At 52.7% G+C, this 21,602-nt stretch carries 29 protein-coding genes and 1 riboswitch; of the genes, 12 read left to right on the top strand and 17 right to left on the bottom strand.

The window, feature by feature from the left end; all coding sequences use genetic code 11:
• The first annotated feature begins 37 nt into the window (after window positions 1-37).
• Both NVIE_RS05235 and NVIE_RS05230 read left to right on the top strand, forming a co-directional pair.
• The gene (locus NVIE_RS05235; protein ID WP_158435105.1) at window positions 38-499 is read left to right on the top strand and encodes a hypothetical protein; all 462 of its coding nucleotides are present in this window, start codon (window positions 38-40) and stop codon (window positions 497-499) included.
• A 478-nt stretch (window positions 500-977) separates the two neighbouring features.
• On the top strand, window positions 978-1,931 hold the full coding sequence (locus NVIE_RS05230) for a hypothetical protein (protein WP_075054345.1): 954 nt from the start codon (window positions 978-980) through the stop codon (window positions 1,929-1,931).
• A 214-nt stretch (window positions 1,932-2,145) separates the two neighbouring features.
• Here NVIE_RS05230 and NVIE_RS05225 read toward each other — a convergent pair whose 3' ends face one another.
• The 4 genes from NVIE_RS05225 to NVIE_RS05210 all read right to left on the bottom strand — a co-directional run bounded on the left by NVIE_RS05225 (window position 2,146) and on the right by NVIE_RS05210 (window position 4,093).
• The gene (locus tag NVIE_RS05225; protein WP_075054344.1) at window positions 2,146-2,469 is read right to left on the bottom strand and encodes a cupin domain-containing protein; all 324 of its coding nucleotides are present in this window, start codon (window positions 2,467-2,469) and stop codon (window positions 2,146-2,148) included.
• Complete coding sequence (locus NVIE_RS05220) at window positions 2,466-3,008, bottom strand: hypothetical protein (RefSeq protein WP_075054343.1); 543 nt, start codon at window positions 3,006-3,008, stop codon at window positions 2,466-2,468. The genes NVIE_RS05225 and NVIE_RS05220 overlap by 4 nt, the downstream gene beginning before the upstream one ends.
• A gap of 62 nt (window positions 3,009-3,070) precedes the next feature.
• The gene (locus NVIE_RS05215) at window positions 3,071-3,259 is read right to left on the bottom strand and encodes a hypothetical protein (protein ID WP_075054342.1); all 189 of its coding nucleotides are present in this window, start codon (window positions 3,257-3,259) and stop codon (window positions 3,071-3,073) included.
• A gap of 66 nt (window positions 3,260-3,325) precedes the next feature.
• Complete coding sequence (locus NVIE_RS05210; protein ID WP_075054341.1) at window positions 3,326-4,093, bottom strand: hypothetical protein; 768 nt, start codon at window positions 4,091-4,093, stop codon at window positions 3,326-3,328.
• Between the two features lie 81 nt (window positions 4,094-4,174).
• On the opposite strand from NVIE_RS05210, the gene NVIE_RS05205 reads away from it, so the two are divergent.
• On the top strand, window positions 4,175-5,476 hold the full coding sequence (locus tag NVIE_RS05205) for a coiled-coil domain-containing protein (RefSeq protein ID WP_075054340.1): 1,302 nt from the start codon (window positions 4,175-4,177) through the stop codon (window positions 5,474-5,476).
• Here NVIE_RS05205 and NVIE_RS05200 read toward each other — a convergent pair.
• The 7 genes from NVIE_RS05200 to crcB all read right to left on the bottom strand — a co-directional run bounded on the left by NVIE_RS05200 (window position 5,466) and on the right by crcB (window position 9,342).
• Window positions 5,466-6,179, bottom strand: coding sequence for a DsbA family protein (locus tag NVIE_RS05200; RefSeq protein WP_075054339.1), 714 nt, complete (start codon window positions 6,177-6,179; stop codon window positions 5,466-5,468). The genes NVIE_RS05205 and NVIE_RS05200 overlap by 11 nt on opposite strands.
• 11 nt (window positions 6,180-6,190) lie before the next feature.
• Entirely contained in the window at window positions 6,191-6,358 is a 168-nt protein-coding gene (locus NVIE_RS15300; protein WP_158435104.1) for a hypothetical protein, read from the bottom strand.
• Window positions 6,359-6,390: 32 nt separating this feature from the next.
• Window positions 6,391-6,984 carry a hypothetical protein gene (locus tag NVIE_RS05195; protein WP_075054338.1) on the bottom strand — a complete coding sequence of 198 codons (594 nt, stop codon included), beginning with the start codon at window positions 6,982-6,984 and terminating at the stop codon, window positions 6,391-6,393.
• 2 nt (window positions 6,985-6,986) lie between these two features.
• A complete protein-coding gene (locus NVIE_RS05190; RefSeq protein ID WP_158435103.1) occupies window positions 6,987-7,577 on the bottom strand; it encodes a hypothetical protein in 591 nt (196 codons plus the stop codon).
• Between the two features lie 138 nt (window positions 7,578-7,715).
• Window positions 7,716-8,579 (bottom strand): cation diffusion facilitator family transporter, encoded by an 864-nt coding sequence (locus NVIE_RS05185; protein WP_075054336.1) that lies wholly within the window; start codon window positions 8,577-8,579, stop codon window positions 7,716-7,718.
• 59 nt (window positions 8,580-8,638) lie between these two features.
• Window positions 8,639-8,953, bottom strand: coding sequence for a DUF190 domain-containing protein (locus NVIE_RS05180; protein WP_075054335.1), 315 nt, complete (start codon window positions 8,951-8,953; stop codon window positions 8,639-8,641).
• A complete protein-coding gene (crcB, locus tag NVIE_RS05175) occupies window positions 8,953-9,342 on the bottom strand; it encodes a fluoride efflux transporter CrcB (protein WP_075054334.1) in 390 nt (129 codons plus the stop codon). The genes NVIE_RS05180 and crcB overlap by 1 nt, the downstream gene beginning before the upstream one ends.
• Window positions 9,343-9,377: 35 nt before the next feature.
• A riboswitch (Fluoride riboswitch) is annotated at window positions 9,378-9,461 on the bottom strand.
• Between the two features lie 107 nt (window positions 9,462-9,568).
• On the opposite strand from crcB, the gene NVIE_RS05170 reads away from it, so the two are divergent.
• From NVIE_RS05170 to NVIE_RS05155, 4 genes are all read left to right on the top strand, one after another.
• A complete protein-coding gene (locus NVIE_RS05170) occupies window positions 9,569-9,970 on the top strand; it encodes a hypothetical protein (protein ID WP_075054333.1) in 402 nt (133 codons plus the stop codon).
• A 65-nt stretch (window positions 9,971-10,035) separates the two neighbouring features.
• The gene (locus NVIE_RS05165; protein ID WP_075054332.1) at window positions 10,036-10,794 is read left to right on the top strand and encodes a sulfite exporter TauE/SafE family protein; all 759 of its coding nucleotides are present in this window, start codon (window positions 10,036-10,038) and stop codon (window positions 10,792-10,794) included.
• Window positions 10,795-10,831: 37 nt separating this feature from the next.
• Window positions 10,832-11,197, top strand: a complete 366-nt coding sequence (locus NVIE_RS05160) for a hypothetical protein (protein WP_075054331.1) — start codon at window positions 10,832-10,834, stop codon at window positions 11,195-11,197.
• Between the two features lie 41 nt (window positions 11,198-11,238).
• On the top strand, window positions 11,239-12,474 hold the full coding sequence (locus NVIE_RS05155; protein WP_075054330.1) for a cation:proton antiporter: 1,236 nt from the start codon (window positions 11,239-11,241) through the stop codon (window positions 12,472-12,474).
• A 24-nt stretch (window positions 12,475-12,498) separates the two neighbouring features.
• Here the strand turns inward: NVIE_RS05155 and NVIE_RS05150 are convergent, their stop codons facing one another.
• From NVIE_RS05150 to NVIE_RS05140, 3 genes are all read right to left on the bottom strand, one after another.
• Window positions 12,499-13,038 (bottom strand): hypothetical protein, encoded by a 540-nt coding sequence (locus NVIE_RS05150; RefSeq protein ID WP_075054329.1) that lies wholly within the window; start codon window positions 13,036-13,038, stop codon window positions 12,499-12,501.
• Between the two features lie 405 nt (window positions 13,039-13,443).
• Window positions 13,444-13,938, bottom strand: a complete 495-nt coding sequence (locus NVIE_RS05145; RefSeq protein ID WP_075054328.1) for a DUF4396 domain-containing protein — start codon at window positions 13,936-13,938, stop codon at window positions 13,444-13,446.
• 624 nt (window positions 13,939-14,562) lie between these two features.
• The gene (locus NVIE_RS05140; protein ID WP_075054327.1) at window positions 14,563-15,558 is read right to left on the bottom strand and encodes an MEDS domain-containing protein; all 996 of its coding nucleotides are present in this window, start codon (window positions 15,556-15,558) and stop codon (window positions 14,563-14,565) included.
• A 395-nt stretch (window positions 15,559-15,953) separates the two neighbouring features.
• On the opposite strand from NVIE_RS05140, the gene NVIE_RS05135 reads away from it, so the two are divergent.
• The 3 genes from NVIE_RS05135 (at window position 15,954) to NVIE_RS05125 (ending at window position 17,294) form a co-directional block, all read left to right on the top strand.
• On the top strand, window positions 15,954-16,349 hold the full coding sequence (locus NVIE_RS05135; RefSeq protein WP_075056006.1) for a RidA family protein: 396 nt from the start codon (window positions 15,954-15,956) through the stop codon (window positions 16,347-16,349).
• A gap of 89 nt (window positions 16,350-16,438) precedes the next feature.
• Window positions 16,439-16,954, top strand: coding sequence for a PadR family transcriptional regulator (locus NVIE_RS05130; protein ID WP_075054326.1), 516 nt, complete (start codon window positions 16,439-16,441; stop codon window positions 16,952-16,954).
• A 67-nt stretch (window positions 16,955-17,021) separates the two neighbouring features.
• Window positions 17,022-17,294, top strand: a complete 273-nt coding sequence (locus NVIE_RS05125; protein ID WP_075054325.1) for a winged helix-turn-helix domain-containing protein — start codon at window positions 17,022-17,024, stop codon at window positions 17,292-17,294.
• Here the strand turns inward: NVIE_RS05125 and NVIE_RS05120 are convergent.
• Both NVIE_RS05120 and NVIE_RS05115 read right to left on the bottom strand, forming a co-directional pair.
• Entirely contained in the window at window positions 17,291-17,575 is a 285-nt protein-coding gene (locus NVIE_RS05120; protein WP_075054324.1) for a hypothetical protein, read from the bottom strand. The two genes, NVIE_RS05125 and NVIE_RS05120, sit on opposite strands and share 4 nt — an antisense overlap.
• A gap of 6 nt (window positions 17,576-17,581) precedes the next feature.
• Window positions 17,582-18,217, bottom strand: a complete 636-nt coding sequence (locus tag NVIE_RS05115) for a pyridoxamine 5'-phosphate oxidase family protein (protein WP_075056005.1) — start codon at window positions 18,215-18,217, stop codon at window positions 17,582-17,584.
• Window positions 18,218-18,878: 661 nt separating this feature from the next.
• Between NVIE_RS05115 and NVIE_RS05110 the strand changes: the two genes are divergently transcribed.
• Together NVIE_RS05110 and NVIE_RS05105 are read left to right on the top strand one after the other, a co-directional pair.
• Window positions 18,879-19,100: a hypothetical protein gene (locus NVIE_RS05110; RefSeq protein WP_075054323.1), complete on the top strand. Its 222-nt coding sequence runs from the start codon at window positions 18,879-18,881 to the stop codon at window positions 19,098-19,100.
• A 32-nt stretch (window positions 19,101-19,132) separates the two neighbouring features.
• Window positions 19,133-19,456, top strand: a complete 324-nt coding sequence (locus tag NVIE_RS05105) for a hypothetical protein (RefSeq protein ID WP_075054322.1) — start codon at window positions 19,133-19,135, stop codon at window positions 19,454-19,456.
• Here the strand turns inward: NVIE_RS05105 and NVIE_RS05100 are convergent.
• Window positions 19,453-21,564 (bottom strand): thioredoxin domain-containing protein, encoded by a 2,112-nt coding sequence (locus NVIE_RS05100; RefSeq protein WP_075054321.1) that lies wholly within the window; start codon window positions 21,562-21,564, stop codon window positions 19,453-19,455. The two genes, NVIE_RS05105 and NVIE_RS05100, sit on opposite strands and share 4 nt — an antisense overlap.
• Window positions 21,565-21,602: the final 38 nt, after the last annotated feature.

The raw sequence follows: 21,602 nt of genomic DNA, 5'->3' as shown, positions 1-21,602 counted from the left end.
TACAAACAAAAATAACGATGGAGGTTTCATTATTTTGATGTTGCTGATGGCAACAACAGTAATGATGACACCATCATTAGTGTATAATGCGGCAGCAAGTACGGCGAAAGCAACAAACTCGATAGCAATATCTGAGAGTAATGATAACCACCAGCAATTGTTGACAGCGAATACAGACCGTGGAACAGATGTTTACACAAATAATGAAGCAGTCATTGTTTCTGGAACTATCTCAAGATCAATACTAAAAGAAGGAGAGTCAATCCTAAGCCGAGTATATTATCCAGATGGCACTTTATATCAGCAGAAAGCAGTTGGTGTCTTAGCTGATGGAAAATATACTTACCGCGTGGAGATGGACGACTTCTTGGGAATCCCTGCAGGCGAGTATAGAGTTGTAGTCAGCTATGCGGATTATCAGGCTGAAACCAGATTCGTGCATGTAATTGAATATGGGGAGAATCCTGAAGCAGTAAGAGTATCAAGCGCAGTAACCTAGCTTGAGCAATAACAATTTTTTAATTATTGAAGGAAACTTGGATTTTGCTAGATTCTGCTAGCCTTTACTTCGGAAATTCATTTATGCCCATTTTATAGAAGATATTGAATTTTTAGCTTTAGATAGTAACATTTTATGTAATTCTCCATGTTTGGATATAACCTTATATATTCACCGCTAATCTGCTAGAACAATGTCATGGAAGAATGTTACGCCACGAAAATTGGGTATGCTAGCATCTGCCATAGTTCTATCTGGCCTGATAGCTATGGGCATGGTGCTTGCATCCGCCCAATCCAATCCAAACAGCACTGCAATGACCAACGACACGACCACAATTGAAAACAGCAGCCTTGCGCCTAGAAAAGTTCCGCAATCAGAGTGGATGACAGATGAGTACTTACAAAGCGTACTGCCGGATCGTATATCGAGTATGGACCTTTAGAAAGCAAAAGAGATCGCGCTCGCCAATGCAACTGTGCAGAAAATAATTGCGAATAGACCTAACCAGTTCCTAGCCACAGACTACATCGGCAAGATAGATGAGCAGCCAGTAAATTGGATGCCCACAGTCCATTACAATATTGCCAACCAGACTCAGCTGGCAGTGGTGATAGATTTGAAGAAGGGGGCAGTGGTGCAAACACAAACAGTTGAAGTAAACCCGCTAGAAGAGAAAAACCTCAGTCCAGAAGCTGCTGCCAAAAAAGCAGCTAATGGAGAAGACCCTAACGGATTTTCTATCGACTATATCACCGGAGTAGGCACTGCACCTAACTTCATTCAGATGGATTCACCGGCTATCACATTTACCAGTAGTGGAGTACAGACCACGGGAAACGTGCTTCTAGTTAATGCATTGATGACCGGAGGAAGCGGCGCTAACGCCTGCAATCCTGCAAAAGCGACGACTGACTACTGGGCACAGATTGGATTTTACTGGAAGACCTCTGGACAGATAAACTACGATGACACCAGCACCGGATGCGCTCCTGTATTTTCAGCGCTCACCTATACTCCCGGGAACAATTACCGATTCAACATCAGGGGAGACGCATCTGGCTGGCGATTAGCGGGTATAAATCTAGGGACTGCCGTAGCGTTCAGCTATACCGGGCCTGCCGTCAACTCGGGTACATTCAAGACTAGCGACTCAAGCACCAGCGTGTTCTTTGAAAACAAGCAAATTTCAAGCGTAAATTGGGCTCCACAATTCGGCTCGAATCCATCGGCAACTGCAAAATACTCAACAAATGGAGGAAGTACCCAACTCAACTGGCCCGACAATGTGAGGATAGACCAATCGTGTACGGGCACAGTCAATACCTATCCGTATAGTGCAACCAATGAAGTAATGACCGGTGAACTGAAATCTGGCGGAACAGCAACTTGGAGTATGTCAAGGATGGCGGCAAACTACCCGCGCTGTTAAACCATCCTTCATACTCCTTTTTTCTTTGAAAATTGAAAGATAAGAAGTAATAGAAGTAAATACACTAATGATAAAGATTATTGACATTAACGCGACCATAGGTGGCATCCGCTAATTGAGCTCTCGCGGAAGATAATAAACACAAAAGATACTAATCAAAAAGATACATAGTACATTTGTCTTATACTCCAATATGGAGAAGATATAGGTAAAATTATTCTGCAAACATGTACAGCACCACGAGCGTGTCCTTGTTGCCGTAAAAGTGATGCGGCATGTGGGCAGGAACGAACAGCACCGAGCCTTTCTTCACCGCCTTGCTCTCCTTGCCCATGCTGATGAATCCGCTTCCCTCGGCTACGAAATACAGCTCGTCTGCGTCGTGCGGGGTCTGGGTGTCCTCCTCCCCCGGGTACAGCCGCAGAACGCCGGCCTCAAGGTGCCTCACCTTTATGAAGTCGACCCAGTAGCTGTCCTTGTCTATTCTTGCCAGCAGGTCGTCAAGGTCGAACGCCTGTCCGCTATTATCCTTCTTCATTTCTTGGCGCCCCTCTCTATGATGGACCTGGCAAGCTGCATCAACTGGTCATGCGTTTCTTCGTCGCGCTTTCTCATGTAGTAGTACAGTTCTTCCGTTGCGGCGTGGTAGTCTATCCCTAGGTTCTGGGCTATCTGCAGTGAAATGTGCGCCATGACCAGCTTGCGCATGGCCAGTTCCGCGCCGAAATTTGCAGCGTCAGCCAGGAGCTCGTCCAGCGCGTTTTTGAACTGCGAGTCGATGTAGCGGTCCTTTGCCTCCCTCGTCTTTATGGAAAATGCGACCCCTGCCATCCTTTGCTTCATGTGTATGTTTTCCACCATCTCGATAAAGCGGTCGTTTAAGGCCGGCCTGTCGGTCAGGACTTGTGCCAAGAGATCCGCCGCGTCGGTTTCACTCAAGCCCATCCTGTCTACAAGCGTGAAAAGGACGTGGCATGCGGCGCAGCCGTTGCCCTTTACCCTTGCGGGACTGGCGGCCACGGCGTCGACCTCCTGCGATATCAACTGCTCTGCCGCGCTCTGCCTTTCAGGATCCAATGACAGAACGTTGGAGCCCGCCAGTTAAAACGTTGGCGCTAAATCTCAAAACCGGTACTCTGTTACTGGCCGGCGGGCTGCACCTGCGCGCTTACCTGCTCGCCGAGCGTGATTGAAGTGCTGTTGCTTGAGCCAATGTCTGCCATGATTGCGCGCTCGTGCTGCGGCTGGACGTCAAATGTGGCCGCGTAGCCTAGCAAGAGGCCAAGCGCCGCAAAGGCCAGCACGAATACGACGATGCTTGAAATCATCAGGGAGGTGGTGGGTGTGTGACCCTTTAAAAATTTTGCATTACTGCAGTAGTCGCCACATCATCATCAGGTAAAGTAGCCGGTATAGCGGGCCTTGCCCACCAGGAGGCCGCTCTCCTCGTCCCTCACAAATGTCGTGTCCTTTTTGGGTACTAGCCCGTTTGGCCTGACAAGGTGGGCAGTGCCGTAAATGTAGGCAAGCACGTACTCGTAGCGCCATATCAGGTAGCGATCCGCGTCCTCCATGAGGCTCTTTGCCTCCACCATCTGCTCCTTGTGGTCGCCTACCAGCTTGATGTTGTCGTACCATACCGGGTACTTTGACCATGGGTCGTCCTCTTCTTCCGGCCGCGGGCGGTTCCTCGTGAAAAGAAAGCCGGGCCTGTACGCCAGGGTGATGGCAAAGGCCACCATGCCAAGGCCGAGGAAAAAGTGCATGGTCGAGGCGACCTGCGCAGACACCTGCGCGGAGCTCCTCACATAGTCTTGGCCCCTGATCATAAAGTCGGGAAACGTCGGGTCTGCAGGCGGGTAGTACGGCAGTATGATCGCGTTGTGCATGAGCACGATTCCAAGCATGCATATCACCGCCGGCACCACGCCCTTCCACACCACGCTTGCAAAGATGAAGGACACGAGCACTATTGCAAAGACGTTGACAAGGGTTCCAAGCGCCGGCGCAAACACGGGGACTGTCGAGCCGAATATGTGGAGCAGGAACAGGAGCGCGATGCTGACGCAGTTTACTATCAAAAGGGTCTGCTCGTGGCGCGCAAACCACGCCTTGGCGCCAGCAAGTACAGAGTGCTTTGGAGCGGCAGGCCCCTCGGCCATGAGACGATTACCTTAAACTGCGCATTAAGCCTTTCCCCAGATCCGCAACAGTTTTTTGCTCATGATGCGTCAGAGATTCTCGTGCCTTTTGGGTTATTCAAAAAGAAAGAGGCCGAAAAAAGCGTGCCGGCCCCAGTCGCGCCGGACATGCCGCAGGCAGGCACACTCTCGATACAGGACGTGCAGTCGCTTCTTGACAGCATCGAGTCTGCCCGCGTGCAGTCGCTTTCGGCCCGGCTTGCGCCGGCGAGGGATTCTGCCGCGCGCTCGCTTGCGTCACTTGCGTCCATCGCCGACGGGATGGAAAAGGAAAAGCTGAAACTTGAAGAGCTTGAAAAGAGGTTTGGCTCCAACATCGAAAACACCAAAAGAATGGTGGTGTCCGCGCTGAGGCGCGAGGCGTCATCTGAACTGCCGCAGGTGGAGACCCTCGGGGACGCAAAAAAGTTCAAGGAGAGGATGGAGTCGATGATACACCGCTTTGGCGAGGTCACCGGCTCGCACAGCAAGATGCTCAACTATTTCCTCAAAAAGCATGCTTCAAGCATGAAGAGCGAGCTTGGCGACCTTGAAGACCTGCTAAAGGATGTCAAGGCGGCCATATCCACATTTGAGCAAGAGCGCGCGCCGGCGGTAAGGTGCGCAAACACGCTCAACACTATCATGCAAAAGATCTCGTCTGCAAAGGCAGACGAGCAGGCCGCGCAGGCAACGCAGGAGCGCATTTCTGCGCTTGAATCCGACCTTGCAAGGCTGAAGGAAGAGCTTGCGGCGCTTGCGGGCTCCTCCGAGTTTGCAGAGGCCAAGGCCGCCGCGGAAAAACTCGCGCAGGCCGAGAAAAAACAGGAGCAGTTTAACGCGCAGGTTGCAGAGATGTTCTCGCACGTTTCAAAGGCGCTGTCAAAATACTCGTACGGCGTGTCAAAAGAGACGGAGAGGCGCCTGCGCGTGCTGTCTGAGGAGCCGTGGTCTGTACTTGGCAAGCAACAGCAGCACGATGACATGTCTTCCTACTCGGAGCTCCTTGCGGAGGTCTACAAGTCAGTTGCCTCTGGCCAGATACCACTAAAGGATTCGGACAGGGTGCTCCAGCACCTTGCATCTATCCAGTCGTCGCTTCCGCAGCTGCAAAAGGACGCGGCCTCGATCTCAGCCGAGATTGCGGTTCTGCGCCAGGGAAAAATTCACGATGCAGTCCAGCGCGCAAGAGACGCCGAGATGATTATTGCCCAGCATGAGGAAGGCCTTGCAAGGGAGCGGCAGTGGCTTGACCAGCTAAAGAAGCAGGTGGCGGGGACAAACGCCGAGGTCGACGCGCTATTGAAGGAAGTCTCGGAAACCCTGTTCTCGCTCACGGGCAATCGGTACGTGGTCAGCCGCTAGTAGTAGTGTACTTGTCCAGCGTCTCTTGGAATACCCTGTAGGGCTGTGCGCCTATGATGGGCTCAGGTTGGCCGTTTGCCGGGATTATGACAAAGCTGGGAGTCGCGTTCAGCCCGACGGTCTTGGCCAGGTTATAGTTGTCCCTGACAACGCCTGCGTATTTGCCAGAGTCGAGGCATGACTTGAACTGGTCAACGTTGGAAACACCCACCTTCTGGGCAAAGTCGACCATGTTCTCCTTGGTTATCCATCCTGCCCTTTCGCCTCCCCAGTTGTTGTACATGAAATCATGGAACTCCCAGAACTTGCCCTGGTCGGCTGCGCAGTACGACGCCTGCGCGCCAAGAGACGAGCCGCCATCGAGGTGGTCGTTTATCGGAAAGTCCTTGAAGACGAACCTGGCCTTGCCTGTTTCGACATAGTCTGCTACGAGCTTGTCCTTGGTGTCCTCGTGGAACCTGTGGCAGAACGTGCACAAATAGTCGCCAAACTCCACAATCGTCACCGGGGCGTTTGCGTTTCCAAGCACTGGGGCGGCCGCGATTGTGGGCGACTGCATTTTCTGAAATACCATCCTGACAAACTCCTCGTCGCTCTGCGGCTTTTGCGCAAAAGTGGTTGCAAAGAACGCGCCGGCGCCTGCCGCAACTATGAGGCCAGCCGCAATGACTGCAATGAGGACGTTCTTGTTATTCTTGCGCATGTGCGGCTATGTCATCTCCAGAATATCGAGAATATGCCCAGACCGATTATGCAGAGGCCGCCAAACGAGATCTGCGGGACGCTGAGCGCAAGGCCCAGGATGCCAACTCCGACTCCGGATACGATCATGACTGCTTCGCCCACCCTTCTCTGGTTCTTCAGGATGCGCCTCTGGACCATGTGCGGAGAAAGACTTGGTTGGCTTTATAAAATTACCTGCCGATTGCCGCCTCTGAAAAAGCCCTTGTGAGCACCAGCGTGACAAGCCCAAAGAGCATGTTAAACGCAAGCGCGGTATAGATGATCCTGTCTATCATTGCAAGCATGTCTGAAACTGCGATGCTGAACAGGGTTCCGATAGGCGCGCGCTGGCTGACGACCGACTGGCCGTCAAGCGACTGCAGGAGCGGCATCATGGTCCCGTACGTGACTGGCAAAAACAGCGCGGCCCAGACTAGCGCGCCTGCCCCAAGGCCGTACGCCGGGGCAAGCCTGCCAAGCGACGCGTACGCTTTTTTCGAAATTGCAAACGGCGCCGAAACCGCAAGCCCGATTGCCGTGCCGGCAAGCATGTGCAAAAGCAGGCCCTGCACTATCGCGTACGTGTTATAGTCCTGCGCCTGCGACACTGCAGAAACAAGCATCAGGTAAAACGTGCCCACCGGCAGCCCCGCAACCCTCTCTCCGAGCAGTATCAGCGCCGAGACTGCAAGCGAGCCTATGAGGCCCGACGCGGCTCCTGCGCCGGCCACCGCAAGGCCGCGGCTTTTCTGCAGCGAGACATGCCTGCTGTCCCGTACAGTCATTACTACTGCATCATCCCCTTCTCCGGGTGAGTCATGCGAAACGCCCTGATGCGCAGAAACGCGCTTGCCACGTAGCCAAATATTGCGCCCCACACGAGGTGGAACGCGATGGCGCTCAATGCAATTCCCCACACAAACTGGTTCGCGTTGCCAAGCGCCGCGCTCTGCAGCGGCATGCTCTCGGCAAGCAAAAAGCTTATCCTGGCCATCGAGGGCTGGACCAAAAGCGCAGTCACGGGAAGGAACAGCACGAGCCACACCACGACTCCTGCACCAATGCCTGCAACAACTGCCCTGTACGGGTTCAGGAATTTCATCATGGCAAACCTGCACATGACGAGCCCAATGATTGCGCCAAGCAGCGCACCCGTCAGCAGGTGCAGGCCAAAGCCCAAGTACGCGGCAGAGCCAAAATCGCCTGCGCCAAGGCTTACGCCCATCACTGCGTAAAACGCCCCTATCGGGAGGCCAAGTTCCAGCTCCGACGCCGCTATCGCTGTCGAGATCGACCACGTTGCTATCAACCCTGCAATCGCGCCGTACTTTGCCCCGTTTTTCATTGCCCCTTTTACGGATGACGACTGTGGCAACATGCCCTTTATACGTGACTTTAATATTTCTGCTTTTTCTTCAAGGTCGTTATAATAATCATGCTATTTCTTGGTAATATGATTTTATGATCATAGTTAATAGCAATTTAATATAATTTCTAGAAAATACTCATCCACGTCCTAGACCGGCTTTGGAATTACCACGGTGTCCTCTGTCTCAAACTCTGACATTACCGATGCGCGTATTTTGGCCATCAGCTCGTTTGCCTTGTCAAGGCTCATGTTCTTGTCAAGCTCCACGTGCACCTGCGCGTAGAATTCCTGACCTGCGGGCCGGAGGAGTATCTTTTCCACCTTTACATTGAATTTCCTCTCTATGTGGAGGATCATCTCGGCCTGCATCTCGGGGTTCTTGACGGCGTCGACAAGCACGAGTGTCGACTCTTTCAGCGCGGTAAACGCCATGTAAAAGATATACCCAGCTATCATGATGCTGCCGATTGCGTCCATGTAGGGGATGCCAAAGAACGCCGCAATGACGCTTGTAAGGCCCACGAACGAGGCGGTGCCGTCCTTTATTGAGTTCTTGGCGTCGAGGTTGAGCGATATGAGGTCGTACTTTTTGGCGACGCTTCGCACCTTGAACGCTCTGTGGAGCGACACCGCACCGGCACCTGCAAGGGCCGCCATCGTGACGGGGTAGTTGCCGACCGGCTCGGGATGGAGGAAATGCTGGTATGCATTGTATACTATAAAGCCGCCAAGGAACAGGATGATGACTGCAGCAACGAAAGCTGCGAAACTCTCTATCTTGGTGTAGCCAAAGGGAAACAGCCTGCTCTTTGGCCGGTGGATCATCCGTATGCCAAACCAGACGACAAACGAGACAAGCGCGTCTGCAAGCGAGTCAAGGCCGTCGGCAAAGAGCGTGAGGCTACTTGTGAAAAATGAGAGCAGGACTTCGGCGATGCCTATTGCTATCAGCGTCCATATGGAGACCCATGCCGCCTTCCTAGCCTCGTTGAAAACCGCAGACTTGTCCAAAAAGTGGTTGTGGTTAATGTCTAAAGTAGCCTATTATACTTAGCGTGTACGTGCATATACTACAGCACGTCGACGTCGTGGAGGGTGACAAGGCCGTTGTCGTCCACCATCCTCTTTATTTCTATGAGCAGCGGCTCTATCTTTTTCCTCTCGTCGACTACTTCTATTAGAAGCGGCATGTTGACCGTGATCCCCTCTATCTGCACTTTTGACCTGCCACGCTTGCCAAAACCGTTGACGCCTGTCCAGACCGTGGCGCCGTCAATCCCGGACCTTATGAAAAAATCTAAAAGAACCCTTTCCAGTCGCTTGCCCTCAAAGCTGTCGTTTTTCTTTATCCTTATCACGAGCGCGACCATCTTTCTTGCAACCATTAGTCCAGACCTCCTCTTAGTAGCACGCTTGCAACGGACCTGCCTCCAATCACCGCGCCTATGGACAGCCCGACGTTGGCCGCAATGTTGAGGGCGACTAGGCCAAGCTGTTTGTTCTCAAGCAGGTTGTTTGTCTCTAGCGCAAACGACGACATGGTGGTAAGCGAGCCGCAAAAGCCGATTGCCACCAAGAGCGAGTAGCGAGAGTCGAGGTTCCACACCGCCGCAAGTATTGAAAACACGCCCAGAATAAAGCTGCCTGCGATGTTGATTATCAGCACGTTTACCGGGAGCGTGCCAAGCACCACCGGCGACTCGGCCATCCTGTAGCGCAGGAACGCGCCGGCGACCGCGCCTGCTGCAAGCAACGCAAACTCTATTCCTTTCATTTTTCTCTTGTGCCCACCATTATATCCCCGCTCTATTTCTGGTAGGCATTATCAGCACCTCTTCTGCAAAAGGGGCGGTCTAGGCCTGTGCCAAGGCTAATGCCATAGCCTGAACGTATGGAAAGATGGACGTTGGAAATAAAGCTAACTATGTAGAAGATCTGGTAAGAATCCTGGCAGGAATTGGGTGTAATCTTAAATCATTTGTACACTCTGTCCTGCTCCCATGTTAGGCAAACAGATTTCAGACGGGAAAGGCAAGATTACTGGGCAGAGGGTGCTTTCTTCAGACCCGCTGCAGATCGAGACGTCATTTTCCGAAAGTGGCCTGGTAATGGGCGTGGAGGCTATGGAGATGGGCACCTTTGTGAGCATTCCGAAGCCCGGAGGCGCATTGTACGGCGAGGGAAACGGCGTGTTGATGACAAAGGGAGGCGAGATGGCGACATGGAAGGGCTTTGGCGTGGGCAGGCAGGATGCCAATGGCGGCATGTCGTGGAGGGGATGCCTGTACTTCCAGACGCAGTCGACTGGCAAATTTGCCCCGCTCAACAACGCCACCGCGGTGTTTGAGTTTGACACGGACGCAGAGGGCAACACTGCGGGCAAGGCGTGGAAGTGGGAATAAGGCGGCACGGTCTAAACGATCTCTGTCGCAAACATTAATCCGCCCCGCAGGCTGGTTGTGCTTGCGTGGCCGTCGACCCATTTACGCTTGCCGTCCTTGCCGCGCTCGGGCTTGCCATCGGCTTTGTAGGCGGGCTAGTCGGGCTAGTCCTGGGCGTGGTGCGCTTTCCACTGATCTTTGGGGCCGAGGCTTCTGCAAGCGTGGCGGCAGGAACCAACATCGGGATAAGCGCGCTTGGCGCCCTGGCGGCCGCAATCCGGCACATGCGGCAAAACAACTTGCACCGGCGCGTGTTTGTAGTGATGGCAGTAACGGGCGCGGCAGGCGCGTTTATCGGGTCGCGATTTACACACGTCGTGCCAGCGCAGGGGCTGTTGTTGCTTGTTGGCGCAATAGTGTCGTACGAGGCGTTTTCGCTCATCAAGAGCCTGGGTCAAAAGAGTGCGGAAAACCCGCGCCCAAACCTTGCCCTTGAATCTGCAATAGGCCTGGGAGTGGGCTTTCTTGGAGGGCTCGTGGGACTCGTGCTTGGGAGCATCAGGCTTCCTGCCATGATAAACGCGCTAAAGATGGAGCCAAGGGTTGCAGTCGGCACGAACCTTGCCGCGTCTGCCGCAATGGGCGCGGCAGGCCTCATCGGCCACATCCTGAACGGCGAGGTGGACTATGAGGTGCTCGGCGTGATGGGCGCGACTGCTATGGCAGGAGGCTTTATCGGAGCAAAATACACAGGCAGGTTTGGCGAGCGGACGCTCAAGCTCATGATAGGGCTCGTTCTGGTTGCGGTCGCCGCGGTAATGTTCTGGCGCGCCCTGTACAGTTAGGGTTATTACGCACAAGCGCACGCGGATTGCATGCAGCTTGGAAATCTCTATCGAGCCGTGGAAAAAGCTAATAGTGCACGAGGTGATAGAGTATGACTTCGAGGACCTCGTGCGCATCGTGCTCTCGCAGTCGCGCGCCGCAGGAGGCGGGATCGCGTCGATGAACTGGTGCAACGGCCTCGTGTTCCAGCACGCGACGTTCCCGGACACTGAAAGCGTGGTCCGGGAAAAACTGAAAGGGACGATCCATTATTCATCGGTGGTATTTGCAAAGAAGGACAAGTTTGAGCGGCAGATAGTAAAGGAAAATGGCACGCTTAACCTTGTAGACGTGAGCGCAAACCCGATCTTTTTCCAGCTGACCGAGGCGTTGAAGTCGGCGCATGCCGGAAGAAGAAGCTAGTTTTTTATCACCCGCACGTTACTTTAACGCGGTTATCCAGCTTGGCAGTCGAAGCCGCGTTTCTGCACGTCATGATCTCGCTTGGCATACTGCTCTTTGCGGCCAAGATATTTGCCGAGCTGTTTGCGCGCATAAAGTTGCCGTTCGTGCTCGGCGAGCTCGTGGCAGGCATCATCGTGGGGCCGTTTGCACTTGGCGGGCTTGTCATGTTCCAGGACAGGCCGCTTGTGGACCTTGACGAGACTGTGAGGACTATTGGCGAAATGTCTGCAGTCGTCATACTGTTCATCGCAGGCTTAGAGATAACGCCGAGGGAATTTCTGAGGGGTGGCGCGTCTGCTTTTACCGTGGGCGCGATAGGCGTCGTGGTGCCGTTCTTCCTCGGCTACTTTGTGTTCCTGCAGTTTGGCCTTGCCGCGCTAGAGTCGATGCTTATTGCTACTGCGCTCACCGCCACCAGCATCGCAATCTCTGTCCAGGTGCTGACGGAGCTTGGCCGGATGCGGGCAAGGGAGGCCCGGCTGATACTTGGCGCGGCCATAGTCGACGACATACTTGCCATAGCCGTGCTTTCCGTGGTGACTACGATGGTGCAGACTGGCAACACTGCGCCAGAGATAACCGAGATTGTGTTTCTGATACTAAAGATCCTCGGAATATTTGCTGCCCTACTTGTGGGCGCGATTTTCCTGATACCGCGGCTCTTGCACGTTGAAAGGCTGTGGAAGTCCAGGGGGAGCATTGAGGGTATCGCCACGGCCGCGTTCTTTGCAGCCGCCGGCATCGCCGCGTTCGTTGGCCTGTCGCCAATCGTGGGCGCCTTTGCCGTGGGCATGGCCATCGCAAGCACGCGAGTAATCCACAGGATAGAAGAGTACGTCGACAAGCTGCAGATCATTTTTGCGCCACTGTTTTTTGCGATCATTGGCGCGCAGGTTGACCTCAGGGGCGTAAACGCGGAGGTGATGCTTATCGCAGGCGCTATGATAGCGGTGGCAATAGGATCAAAGATGGCTGGATGCGGCCTGCCTGCCATGCTGTTTCTGAAAAACCGCAACAAGTCTATGAAGGTGGGAATAGGCATGATATCGCGGGGCGAAGTCGGGCTCATCGTGGCAGGGGTCGGCGTGTCCTCCGGCGCGCTCACCGGCAACATCTACACCGCGATAATCATCATGGTCGCCGCGACCACGATAATCACGCCGATATGGCTAAAGTCGGCGTACCGCAAGGACCCGCCCGAGCCGGCTACGGTGGCCGAGCAAAAAGCAGAGTAGGAAGAAAGAAAGAAAGAAAAAAAGCTACTTTTCTGTTGCTTCTTCTTCTGCCGGAATCGGCGCGTCCCTGTCCACCTTGTACTGGAAGATGTCCTTGTAGTCAAGGCCGACGATGACGTTTCTTCCTACGGCGACTATTTTTGACTTGGGTATGTCAAAGCGCCAGTCGCGGTGGCCCCAGACTATTATCATCCCGTCCATCTCTTTCATGACGTGGCCTATGTGCTCCTCGTCCTGAGACCTCACTCCCTTGTTAAAGAGCGACTTGGGGTACTTTTTCTCGTACGCCGCAAGGCCGACGTCGCCGGCGGCCTCCTCGTGGGCCTGCATGCTTGCCGGCAGGGGCGCGTCCCTGCTCACCTTGTACCTTTTCACTATCTCTGAAAAGGGCAGGTCGACCAGCACGTTTGCCGCTGTAAACCTGACCTCTGACTTGGGTATGTCGTACCTGTCGCCGCCTTCGCCGAAAACGACGATTGCGTTGTCTGCCTCGCGGACTACGTGGCCGACGTGCGGAGAATCAAGCGCCTTGACGCCCTTGTTAAAGTACTTGCCCGACGACATTTTTTTCTCTCCCTCTATGCCTCCGCTACTAACGGCTTGTCGTTGTTGTTTTCCTTGCTCGCTATCATCTTGTCTGCCGCTTGTAAGGCGGCGAGTGTCGGCGCGAATCCCAACACCACCAAGAGTATTTGTTCAAGCATCGACAGCGCTACTATTGTGTGCAGTCACCATAAACGATGCTCAAACCCCGTTTAGACGGCTTTGCTCTGGCCTGAATTTCCCATCAACGCGTGCAAAAAATCGTGTCTGTGTCTGCCTTGTAACAAGCGTTGTTGATTAATAAAACACATTTTTTTCTATAAAATTGCTGCTATGGCATACGAGTACATCAACCGCTGTTTTGCGCATGCTGCAAACCTGATAAAAAAGGAAAGGAAGCAGCGTGCCTGTCTTGTAATTAAAAAGTCAGTGGTGGTTATGCTGATGTGCCTGCTGCATCGACCCTCCTTTCTTTTGCTGTTCGCGCTTCATGGCCCAGTACATGGCAGGATAGGATACCGCAAAACCTGCTGGCAGTATTATCCCCAGTCCGAGCCAGAATATCGCGTCGGCGAGTGTGGCCATCATAAAGCCCGGTATCATGAAGGCAAGCAGGTTCTCGGTGACTTCCATCGCTGAGATGCTTGCAGTGTCGCCAATGACTGTGACTTTTGCGGCCTGCTTCCAAGGCATCGTCCTGAGCATGGGTATCATGGTAAAGGCATACCCGACTGCAAACGCAAGCCCGACGGCCAGCGCAAGAGTCAAAGCCATGTCCCAGCCAAGAAGAAAGCCTATCGCAGCCCCGGTGCCTTCGCCTATGTTGCATCCTATCAGGCACCTGAGCGCGTGCTTGGCAGTTGCCCACCTCAGGCTGCCGCCACCGTGATGGTGCGCGTGTACATTATGACGTTCCTGCATCGAGGCAACTAGGGAATTATGCGTATATAGCAACGGCAGTTTACAATTGTAAAATTGTCAGAACAAGAGCGAATCCTGAAATAATTGCGTTGCCCGTACGTCCCAAGCTGGAATAGTATTCCACAACTGGAATATTTTGAGCGTGGGCTGGAATATATTCCACGAAAACGCGGGGTGCATAAGGCCGGATTTTGAGCGTGCATAAATGCATAAAATGAGCACGGCTGTGCATAAAACGCGAAAACGAATTTCAGGGCACTACTAAGTATGTACTTTTGCTCTTTCGGTTTCTCGTCTTTCATTTGCGGCAACATCATGCACGTACGAAGTTAAAAGAAGTAATTTTGCAGGCCAAAGGGTTCGAGTCCCTCTGGGCCCGCTAAAAAGAGGGTGCTAATACTTGGGGTGCGTACCCCAGTATTAATGCCCGCCACGCTCAAGAAAACAATCTTGAGCACAATGGCATTGTGACGGATGAAAGCCGCAAGCCCAGAATCATTAGTCGCCCATGTGCGAAATGCAATGCTGTCAAGGTACGGCGATAGAGCTACTGTCATAACTCAACTCGATCTTTATCAAACATGAGTAGTTCTGAGTGACGTGGCTTATTTATCAACAGAACTTTTAGGAAATTAAAATTCTCCTGAGTCGCTCCATTATCAATACGCCGCCCTCTGCTCCAAATATCCTTCTCATCGCAAGTTCAATGTCTGCAATCGTGTACAGTACATGGTCATCATCAAGCGGCATTCCATAATTCTCCATATCTTGTTGTATTGCCTCAATGGTAGCTCTGCCCAAAGACGGTTCGAGCTTGTATAGCGCGGTGCGTATAGTCCCGCTTGAAAAAGAGGTGGAATTGGAAGGCACTAGATTCAAAGCAATAGCGCTAAAGTCTCTTCTTACACAGATGACTGCATCGTGACAAAGGAGTAGCTCTCGCATCCATTCCTTATCAAGACTTTCGTACAAGTCGTCAACAACATACGGACATATCCAAGTTCCAACAAAATTCTCAAATCCCTTCTTGCCTAATCGCTCTAATTGAAGTTGCATGGCTAAACCTTCCGGTTTTCTCAAGTCATGTTCTGAGGCGACAAGCCCAAAGCCTCCAAAAGGAGGCTTCTTGCCTCCAAACATTTTTTCTACCAATTCAAGGTACATTGCATTAACAGATTTCGGGTTGCCATCCAATATTTTGAGGGACCCTGAATTTGGCACTGTTATTATTGCAAGTTGACCTGTCTTTTCCAAATTGTCAATATCAATTCCACTGTCTATCATTTCAGCTCGCATCATGTTACTCTCAGTACCATGACCTTCTTCCGTATTGTCGCTGTGTGCTAGACACATGCAAGTTTCCCCTTTCTGCAATCGGCTTTTTAGATATCGCATTTCGATTTGTCTGGCTGACTCTATTTCTTCATACACAAGCAAAATGTGCCTGCATGAAAAAGAAGTGTCAAAACCAACGACGTTGTCCATAAAGTCATTAACCCGATTGAACCTTAGCCGTGCGTTTTCTGTGCCTAAATGTTCGGCGACAATTTTTTTGATGCTCTGAATTGGCTTTGATTTTGGTGAAACAGTGATAGTGGGATAATTTCTCATGTTGGCCATCAATAGGCAAATGTATCATTTTTATAAGATTTTAGATCGCTTTTCATATTCTGCATTCATTGCCTATAGATTCTGGAATTATTCTGCTAGCAAACTTTCCAAAAGTCTTTGTTATCATGAGCCAAAAGGATGCAATGAAGAATGAATGTACGTATGTCATTTTCATTTGGCCATAAACAACTTTCAACGTTCTCGATACAATATTATCTCCCAACCTGAAGCGTTTTTGAAAATCTCGTGCGTTTGAAGCAGCACTACCACCAGAGTTCTTGTAACTTGACGGGACATTTGACAGGCTGGTAACTGGCGGGACATTGTGAGCTTGAGAGACTGACGATAAATCATAGAACATGATGCGGTGGGATTTATTTTTTCGAACGTGTAACTCTAAGGCAATGGCAATTAGTAAAGAGGCCAAGTCCCTTGGTATGTCTTGGGAGAAAGAGTATGGCTACTCTCAAGCAGTCAAAGTTGACAATACCATCTATGTCTCCGGGCAGGTGAGCCACGATGACAAGGGCAATATCGTCGGTCTGCAAAATATGGAATTGCAGATGCGCCAAGCCTACGCGAACGTCGAGAAGGTGCTTGCGCAGTACGGAGCAACAATGGACAGCATCGTAGATGAGATACTCTTCGTGACAGACATGGATGCAGCCTTTGCTGCAAGGGTTAAGTGCCGACAGGAGGTCTTTTCTGGCAACCCTGTGCTAGCAAGCACCATTGTGCAAGTCCAGCGTCTAGCTTTCCCCGAGCTTATGGTCGAGATCAGGTGTATTTGCAAACTGTAAGAGAATATGCTATGCAAAACCTTCAAGTTGCCAGAACTATCACTAGCGATATCTTGATATATCACTGGCGATATTACTAGTGATATAATATGATAAGCGAATGGCTCGCACGCGTTGGAAGCTCTATACCGAGGGGATTTTCCCGCCACTATATCCTGACCCTCCTGAAGGAAAAGCCGATGACCGGAAAAGAGATAATCGACAAGGCGATAGCGCAGACGGAAGGGCGCTGGAAGCCGTCGCCAGGCCTCATCTATCCGCTACTTGGCAGGCTCCTTGACGACGGGCTCGTGTCCGAAAACGACGACGGCAGGTATTCAATAACCTCAAAGGGGCTTGCGATCATCAACGACCTTGAAACTCTAAACGGCATCGTGCACAGGCAGCTGGACGCGATGCTCCGCGTTGGGACCATCGGCGCGGCAGTCGCGACCGACCTTGTAGACCGCGTCATCACGATAGGCACTGCAATAGGCTCGCACGCTGACGTCCTGTCAAAGGAGGAGCGCGGCAGGTACCGCCAGTTCCTGCTTTCAGAGCTGAAAAAGCTCGACGAGCAGGAATCACGTACCTCTGGCCGCGTACAAAAGATAGATGTGGAGTAGGCGTACAGGACTCTTTTCTAGGGTTCGCCTAGAGCAAACATTTAACTGATGATTACAAAAAACTGGCGTGAAGTATCGTAGCAGGATGGACATAGCTGCCGCAATACTAGAAATAGCACAGGGCGGCGCAATAAAGACGAGGATAATGTACAAGGCATTCCTGTCGTTCCCGCAGCTAAAAGAATACCTTGAGCTTTTGCAGGACGGCGGGCTCCTTGACTATGTGGCCGAGGAAAAAGAGTACTACACAACGGAAAAGGGCAGGCAGTTTCTAAAGATGTACAAGGACGTCGGGCAGATGATCTTCCCCGGCGCCAGAAAGAAAAAGATCCCGGCCTAGAGCCAGGGCCAGTACGGCATCCCTCGTATGGCGCACTGCTTGCGCACGACGGCCTTGGCTTTTTCCACCGCCTCAAGGTCAGTTGACCCCGACTTTAGGTACTGCAGCATGACCTCCTCCAACAATTTCTTTGCGCGCTCCTCGGTGAACTCTCTGTACTTCTTTTTTCCTTTTTCGGCGCGCTCCCCTTCTTCTTCCCCGGCGCCCTTCATCTCCAGGTACTCTTGCCTGCAAGCCTCGCAAGAGTCGTCGAAAAAATCAGTGTGCACGCTGCAGGGCATGATTTCTCACATCTCCGGCTCGCTTGCTACCTCCGGCGCGCCGTTTTTGACCTCGATGCCCATTATCGCCAGTATGGGTTTTGCATTTTCAAGCCCCTCGCGCTCGATTATGTTCTGCGCCATCTTTAGCCGGTAGGGCCGCGACCAGTGCTGTCCTATCTTGTACTTGCCGCGCATATCGTCGGGGATTACCTTGATTATGGCAACTTCGTGCACCACCGGCATTTCTGCAGCAAGGGGTTCGTACCTCCCTTCCTTCTGGTACTTCTCCATAAGCGCGTTGAGCGCCCTTGCCTTCTCTTCGCCGTCGCTGACAAGAACTGCCCTGCCCTTTATCACCACTGAAATGTAGAGCGTGTCAGCCTGCGACGCGTCGGTCGGATGGAAATAGTACGACGGCAAAAAGCACACGTGCTGGTCAACCTCAAAGCCGACCTTGGGGTTGCGCAGCATGTTCTCCAGCTTTTCGCCCATCGGGTGCGAGTGCATGTACACCGCGCCTTCCGCCCACACAAAGTTCATCGGGATCACCTGGGGGTAGCCGTGCTTGTCTATGGAGGCCACCCTGCCCACCGGCTGGCCGTTTAGAAAGTCAACAATCTTGTCTCTTGATTTTATCTCGAATTTTTTGACCAGCTGCATCTGCATATTTGCTACGTGCGCGTGCCGTTAAAAGTTATGCGCGCTAGAATTTGAGGCAGTTAGGCGGCCTCTGGCGACTGTCGCCAGGGCTATCCTGTTCTGCGTTTATGAGAACCTCGCGCGGCAATTTATCTTGACAAAACACCCTCGCCGCTGAAACAGCAAGCGGCGAGGGCGCCAACAGGGGGCATTTGACGTTCAGGCGCGTTAGGGCGCGCGCCTGACAGAATGTTATGGAACAATCTAGCTATGATAGCCTTCTAACTGATTTTGGTCGATCGGGCGGGTTATTTCTGCGAAACAACGTGCAGGCTGGCACAAATTTTGCCACGTTGTAGATTTGTGGTAAAAAAATATGCCCCTGCCCCGCATTTTGGCTTTGCAGAGCAAGGGTGGCCTAGCTATCATACTTGCTCAGACACGCTTGAGTTCGTGTCTGATAAATTGCTAGATATAAGAGAACTATAACATATTCATGTTCACAATAGACATGATTTTTGCCTATAATTGGCCGCCGTCACGAGCTTTTTGACTTGGCAGCTTGAAAAGTATGTTGTTACCTTGGTCGCAAGACCTACTGTTGACAAGAATGTTGTCATGCTACAGGACCTGCAAATTGCTGGCTGTTAAAAGTTATACACACGTTTCTCCAAGTCTGCTCATGAACAAGAGGCAGCGGCTGCGCTACGGCATCTATGCCTGCATAGCGGCCATGGTCGGGGCAGTGGCGTACGCGTTTGTCCGGCTGTACGGCCTCAACCAGCGCGTCGGAATTGACATCATTATCGTAAATATCGTGGTGTTCACGATAAGCGCGGGAATCATGGTGTACCTGTCGTGGAAGGAGCGCGACATCGAGCAGGAAGAGATGTTCAAAGATTGATTTAGTAGTGGCTCCCTCTCTATCTACGGGACATGGACGATTCAGCCAGGTTCAAGATAACCCAGATGACCGACACCGGCGCAAACGTCACGCTTGCACTATCCGAGGACGTCGAGCTGGAGGCAGTGTCGCAGCAGCAGATGATGATCGAGGCCATCGACCGCGCCGTGATGGACAAGGAAGTCAAGGAGCAGATAAAACCCGTGCTGGAGGCGATACTTCGCGCCCAGCCACAGACGGTCGTCAGGTCGTACTCGCAGACGGTGATCCAGATAACGATGCCCAAGAGGCGCTATGAAAAGATAGGGAGCCCAAAGGTGGGCGAAAGGGTCACCATCGACATCAGCAGGGCCTAGCGCCTGCCAAGCTGGCGCGCCAGCTCTTTTTCGGTCGTTATCGGCAGCGAACAAGTAAAGTTCCTGCACACAAACGCCGTCTCGCCCTTTTCGGCGTTCCTGCCCTGGAAGAACGTGTATTTCTGCAGGGCCGGCAGGTCCTTTTCCTCTGACACAAACGCGGTGATGCCGTCAGGCAGGAACTGTCCCTTTAGCCACCCTGACATGCTGCCGCCCTTGCCGATGACGGTCACTTCGACCGGCTTTTTCACGTACAGGTATATCGCAATCAAAAGCTGCCCAAAGCCAAACGGGTTTTCCGCGGCCGGCCTCGCCCCTGACTTCATTATGCGGATCGCCTTGTCGAGGTAGCCGTTGTTCTGCGTGTAGTGGTACAGCCTGAGGAGGTTTGACGCTGCAACAGAGTTGCCAGACGGGATTGCGAGGTCGTAAAAGCTCTTGGTGCGCACGATCAGCTGCTCGTGGTCGTCAGAGGTAAAGAACAAGTTGCCCTCTTTGTCGTCCCAAAAGTGCTTGACCATGAATTCCGTGTATCTTGCCGCCTTTTCCAGATACTCTGGCCTGGAATCGACCGCGAACAGGTCCAAAAGCCCTGACACGTAAAATGCATAGTCGTCAAGGTACGCGTTCAGCTTTGACTGGCCATCCTTGAATGTGCGCATCAGCCTGCCCTCCTCTGACGACGACACAAGCCTGCTTTCGATGAACCTGACCGCGCTTTTGGCCGCGTCGAGGTACCGCGCGTCACCAGTGACTGCATAGCCCTTTGCAAAACCTGATATCATCAGGCCGTTCCACGAAGTCAGGACCTTTTCGTCCCTGCCCGGCCTGACGCGCTTTTCGCGGGCTGCAAACAGCCTGGCAGATGAATCCTCGATTATCCTTGTTATCTCGTCCGGCGTCCTGCCATACCTCTGCGCAATGCTTGCGACAGACGACCTGACGTTGAGTATGTTCTTGAACTCAAAGTTGCCTCCCTCAGTTACACCATAGCGCTCGCAAAACGCGTCGATTGCAAGCTGCTGGTCCTGCAGGATTTCCCGGATCTCTTTTTTGGTCCACAGGTAGAACTTGCCCTCTTCGCCTTCCGAGTCGGCGTCCTGTGCCGAGTAGAACCCGCCCTCCGGGTGGGTCATCTCGCGGATGACAAAGTCAAGCGTCTTTCTCAGGACGGCAAGGTGCTGCCCGTCCTTGGTTATCTGGAACAGCTCGGCATACAGCTGCGCAAGGAGCGCGTTGTCGTACAGCATCTTTTCAAAGTGCGGGACGAGCCATTTCTGGTCAGTCGAGTAGCGCGCGAAGCCTCCGCCAAGCTGGTCGTGTATGCCTCCCTGCGCCATCTTGTCTGCCGTGAACACTACAAAATCGCGAAAGCGGTTGATGCCGGAAATGTCGTAGTAGCGCAAGAGGAAAAGCAGGTTCGACGCGTTTGGGAACTTGGGCGCCTGGCCAAACCCGCCATAAATCGTGTCGCCCATCTGCAGCAGTCCCATGGCCGCCTCGTCCAGTATCGAGCGCTCGATGTCTGCCTTGGCTGCCTCACCCGCGGGCAGGGTGGCGACATCGCGTGCCGTCTGCGACAGCGCGTCCATGAACTCGGCACTTGCCATTTCTACCTCGTTCTTTTTACTCTTGTAGGCCACTGCCAGCTGCTGCAGGATGGTCTTGAAGCCTGGCAGGTTGTACTGCCTGCCTTCTTTTGGGAAATATGTCCCGACGTAGAACGGCTTTTGGTTTGGTGTCAAAAAGACCGAGAGCGGCCAGCCGCCCGTGCCCGTCGCAAGCTGGCACACGCGCTGGTAAATATCGTCAATGTCCGGGCGCTCCTCCCTGTCGACCTTGATGTTGATGAAATGTTCGTTCATTATCTTGGCAGTCTCCTCATCCTCAAACGACTCGTGGGCCATCACGTGGCACCAGTGGCACGCGCTGTAGCCGACGCTCAGAAAGATGGGCTTGTCCTCCTTCTTTGCGCGCTCTAAAGCTTCTTCCCCCCACGCGTACCACTCGACAGGGTTGTAGGCATGCTGCAATAGGTACGGGCTGGTCTCTTGTACAAGCTTGTTTGGTTTACTGCCGCTGTTAGCATGAGAATGATCATCGTGCATGTGTGTGTGTTTGCAACTTCTCTTGCACTCTATTTAGA

The organism is Nitrososphaera viennensis EN76, assembly GCF_000698785.1.
Taxonomy (GTDB): domain Archaea; phylum Thermoproteota; class Nitrososphaeria; order Nitrososphaerales; family Nitrososphaeraceae; genus Nitrososphaera; species Nitrososphaera viennensis.
Note: the sequence above shows the minus strand (reverse complement) of the source record. Positions and strands in the feature narration are given on the sequence as shown.

Excerpts from the sequence above, each read along its gene's own strand:
- NVIE_RS05180 (WP_075054335.1), bottom strand. The coding sequence starts at position 8,953 with ATGGTTGCAAGAAAGATGGTCGCGCTCGTGATAAGGATAAAGAAAAAC.
- NVIE_RS05105 (WP_075054322.1), top strand. The coding sequence starts at position 19,133 with ATGGACGATTCAGCCAGGTTCAAGATAACCCAGATGACCGACACCGGC.
- NVIE_RS15300 (WP_158435104.1), bottom strand. The coding sequence starts at position 6,358 with ATGGTCCAGAGGCGCATCCTGAAGAACCAGAGAAGGGTGGGCGAAGCA.
- crcB (WP_075054334.1), bottom strand. The coding sequence starts at position 9,342 with ATGAAAGGAATAGAGTTTGCGTTGCTTGCAGCAGGCGCGGTCGCCGGC.
- NVIE_RS05200 (WP_075054339.1), bottom strand. The coding sequence starts at position 6,179 with ATGCGCAAGAATAACAAGAACGTCCTCATTGCAGTCATTGCGGCTGGC.
- NVIE_RS05170 (WP_075054333.1), top strand. The coding sequence starts at position 9,569 with ATGTTAGGCAAACAGATTTCAGACGGGAAAGGCAAGATTACTGGGCAG.
- NVIE_RS05130 (WP_075054326.1), top strand. The coding sequence starts at position 16,439 with ATGATAAGCGAATGGCTCGCACGCGTTGGAAGCTCTATACCGAGGGGA.
- NVIE_RS05210 (WP_075054341.1), bottom strand. The coding sequence starts at position 4,093 with ATGGCCGAGGGGCCTGCCGCTCCAAAGCACTCTGTACTTGCTGGCGCC.
- NVIE_RS05115 (WP_075056005.1), bottom strand. The coding sequence starts at position 18,217 with ATGCAGCTGGTCAAAAAATTCGAGATAAAATCAAGAGACAAGATTGTT.
- NVIE_RS05225 (WP_075054344.1), bottom strand. The coding sequence starts at position 2,469 with ATGAAGAAGGATAATAGCGGACAGGCGTTCGACCTTGACGACCTGCTG.
- NVIE_RS05100 (WP_075054321.1), bottom strand. The coding sequence starts at position 21,564 with ATGCACGATGATCATTCTCATGCTAACAGCGGCAGTAAACCAAACAAG.
- NVIE_RS05235 (WP_158435105.1), top strand. The coding sequence starts at position 38 with ATGTTGCTGATGGCAACAACAGTAATGATGACACCATCATTAGTGTAT.
- NVIE_RS05195 (WP_075054338.1), bottom strand. The coding sequence starts at position 6,984 with ATGACTGTACGGGACAGCAGGCATGTCTCGCTGCAGAAAAGCCGCGGC.
- NVIE_RS05190 (WP_158435103.1), bottom strand. The coding sequence starts at position 7,577 with ATGTTGCCACAGTCGTCATCCGTAAAAGGGGCAATGAAAAACGGGGCA.
- NVIE_RS05215 (WP_075054342.1), bottom strand. The coding sequence starts at position 3,259 with ATGATTTCAAGCATCGTCGTATTCGTGCTGGCCTTTGCGGCGCTTGGC.
- NVIE_RS05140 (WP_075054327.1), bottom strand. The coding sequence starts at position 15,558 with ATGGCCAACATGAGAAATTATCCCACTATCACTGTTTCACCAAAATCA.
- NVIE_RS05135 (WP_075056006.1), top strand. The coding sequence starts at position 15,954 with ATGGCAATTAGTAAAGAGGCCAAGTCCCTTGGTATGTCTTGGGAGAAA.
- NVIE_RS05120 (WP_075054324.1), bottom strand. The coding sequence starts at position 17,575 with ATGCCCTGCAGCGTGCACACTGATTTTTTCGACGACTCTTGCGAGGCT.
- NVIE_RS05150 (WP_075054329.1), bottom strand. The coding sequence starts at position 13,038 with ATGTCGTCGGGCAAGTACTTTAACAAGGGCGTCAAGGCGCTTGATTCT.
- NVIE_RS05145 (WP_075054328.1), bottom strand. The coding sequence starts at position 13,938 with ATGCAGGAACGTCATAATGTACACGCGCACCATCACGGTGGCGGCAGC.
- NVIE_RS05110 (WP_075054323.1), top strand. The coding sequence starts at position 18,879 with ATGAACAAGAGGCAGCGGCTGCGCTACGGCATCTATGCCTGCATAGCG.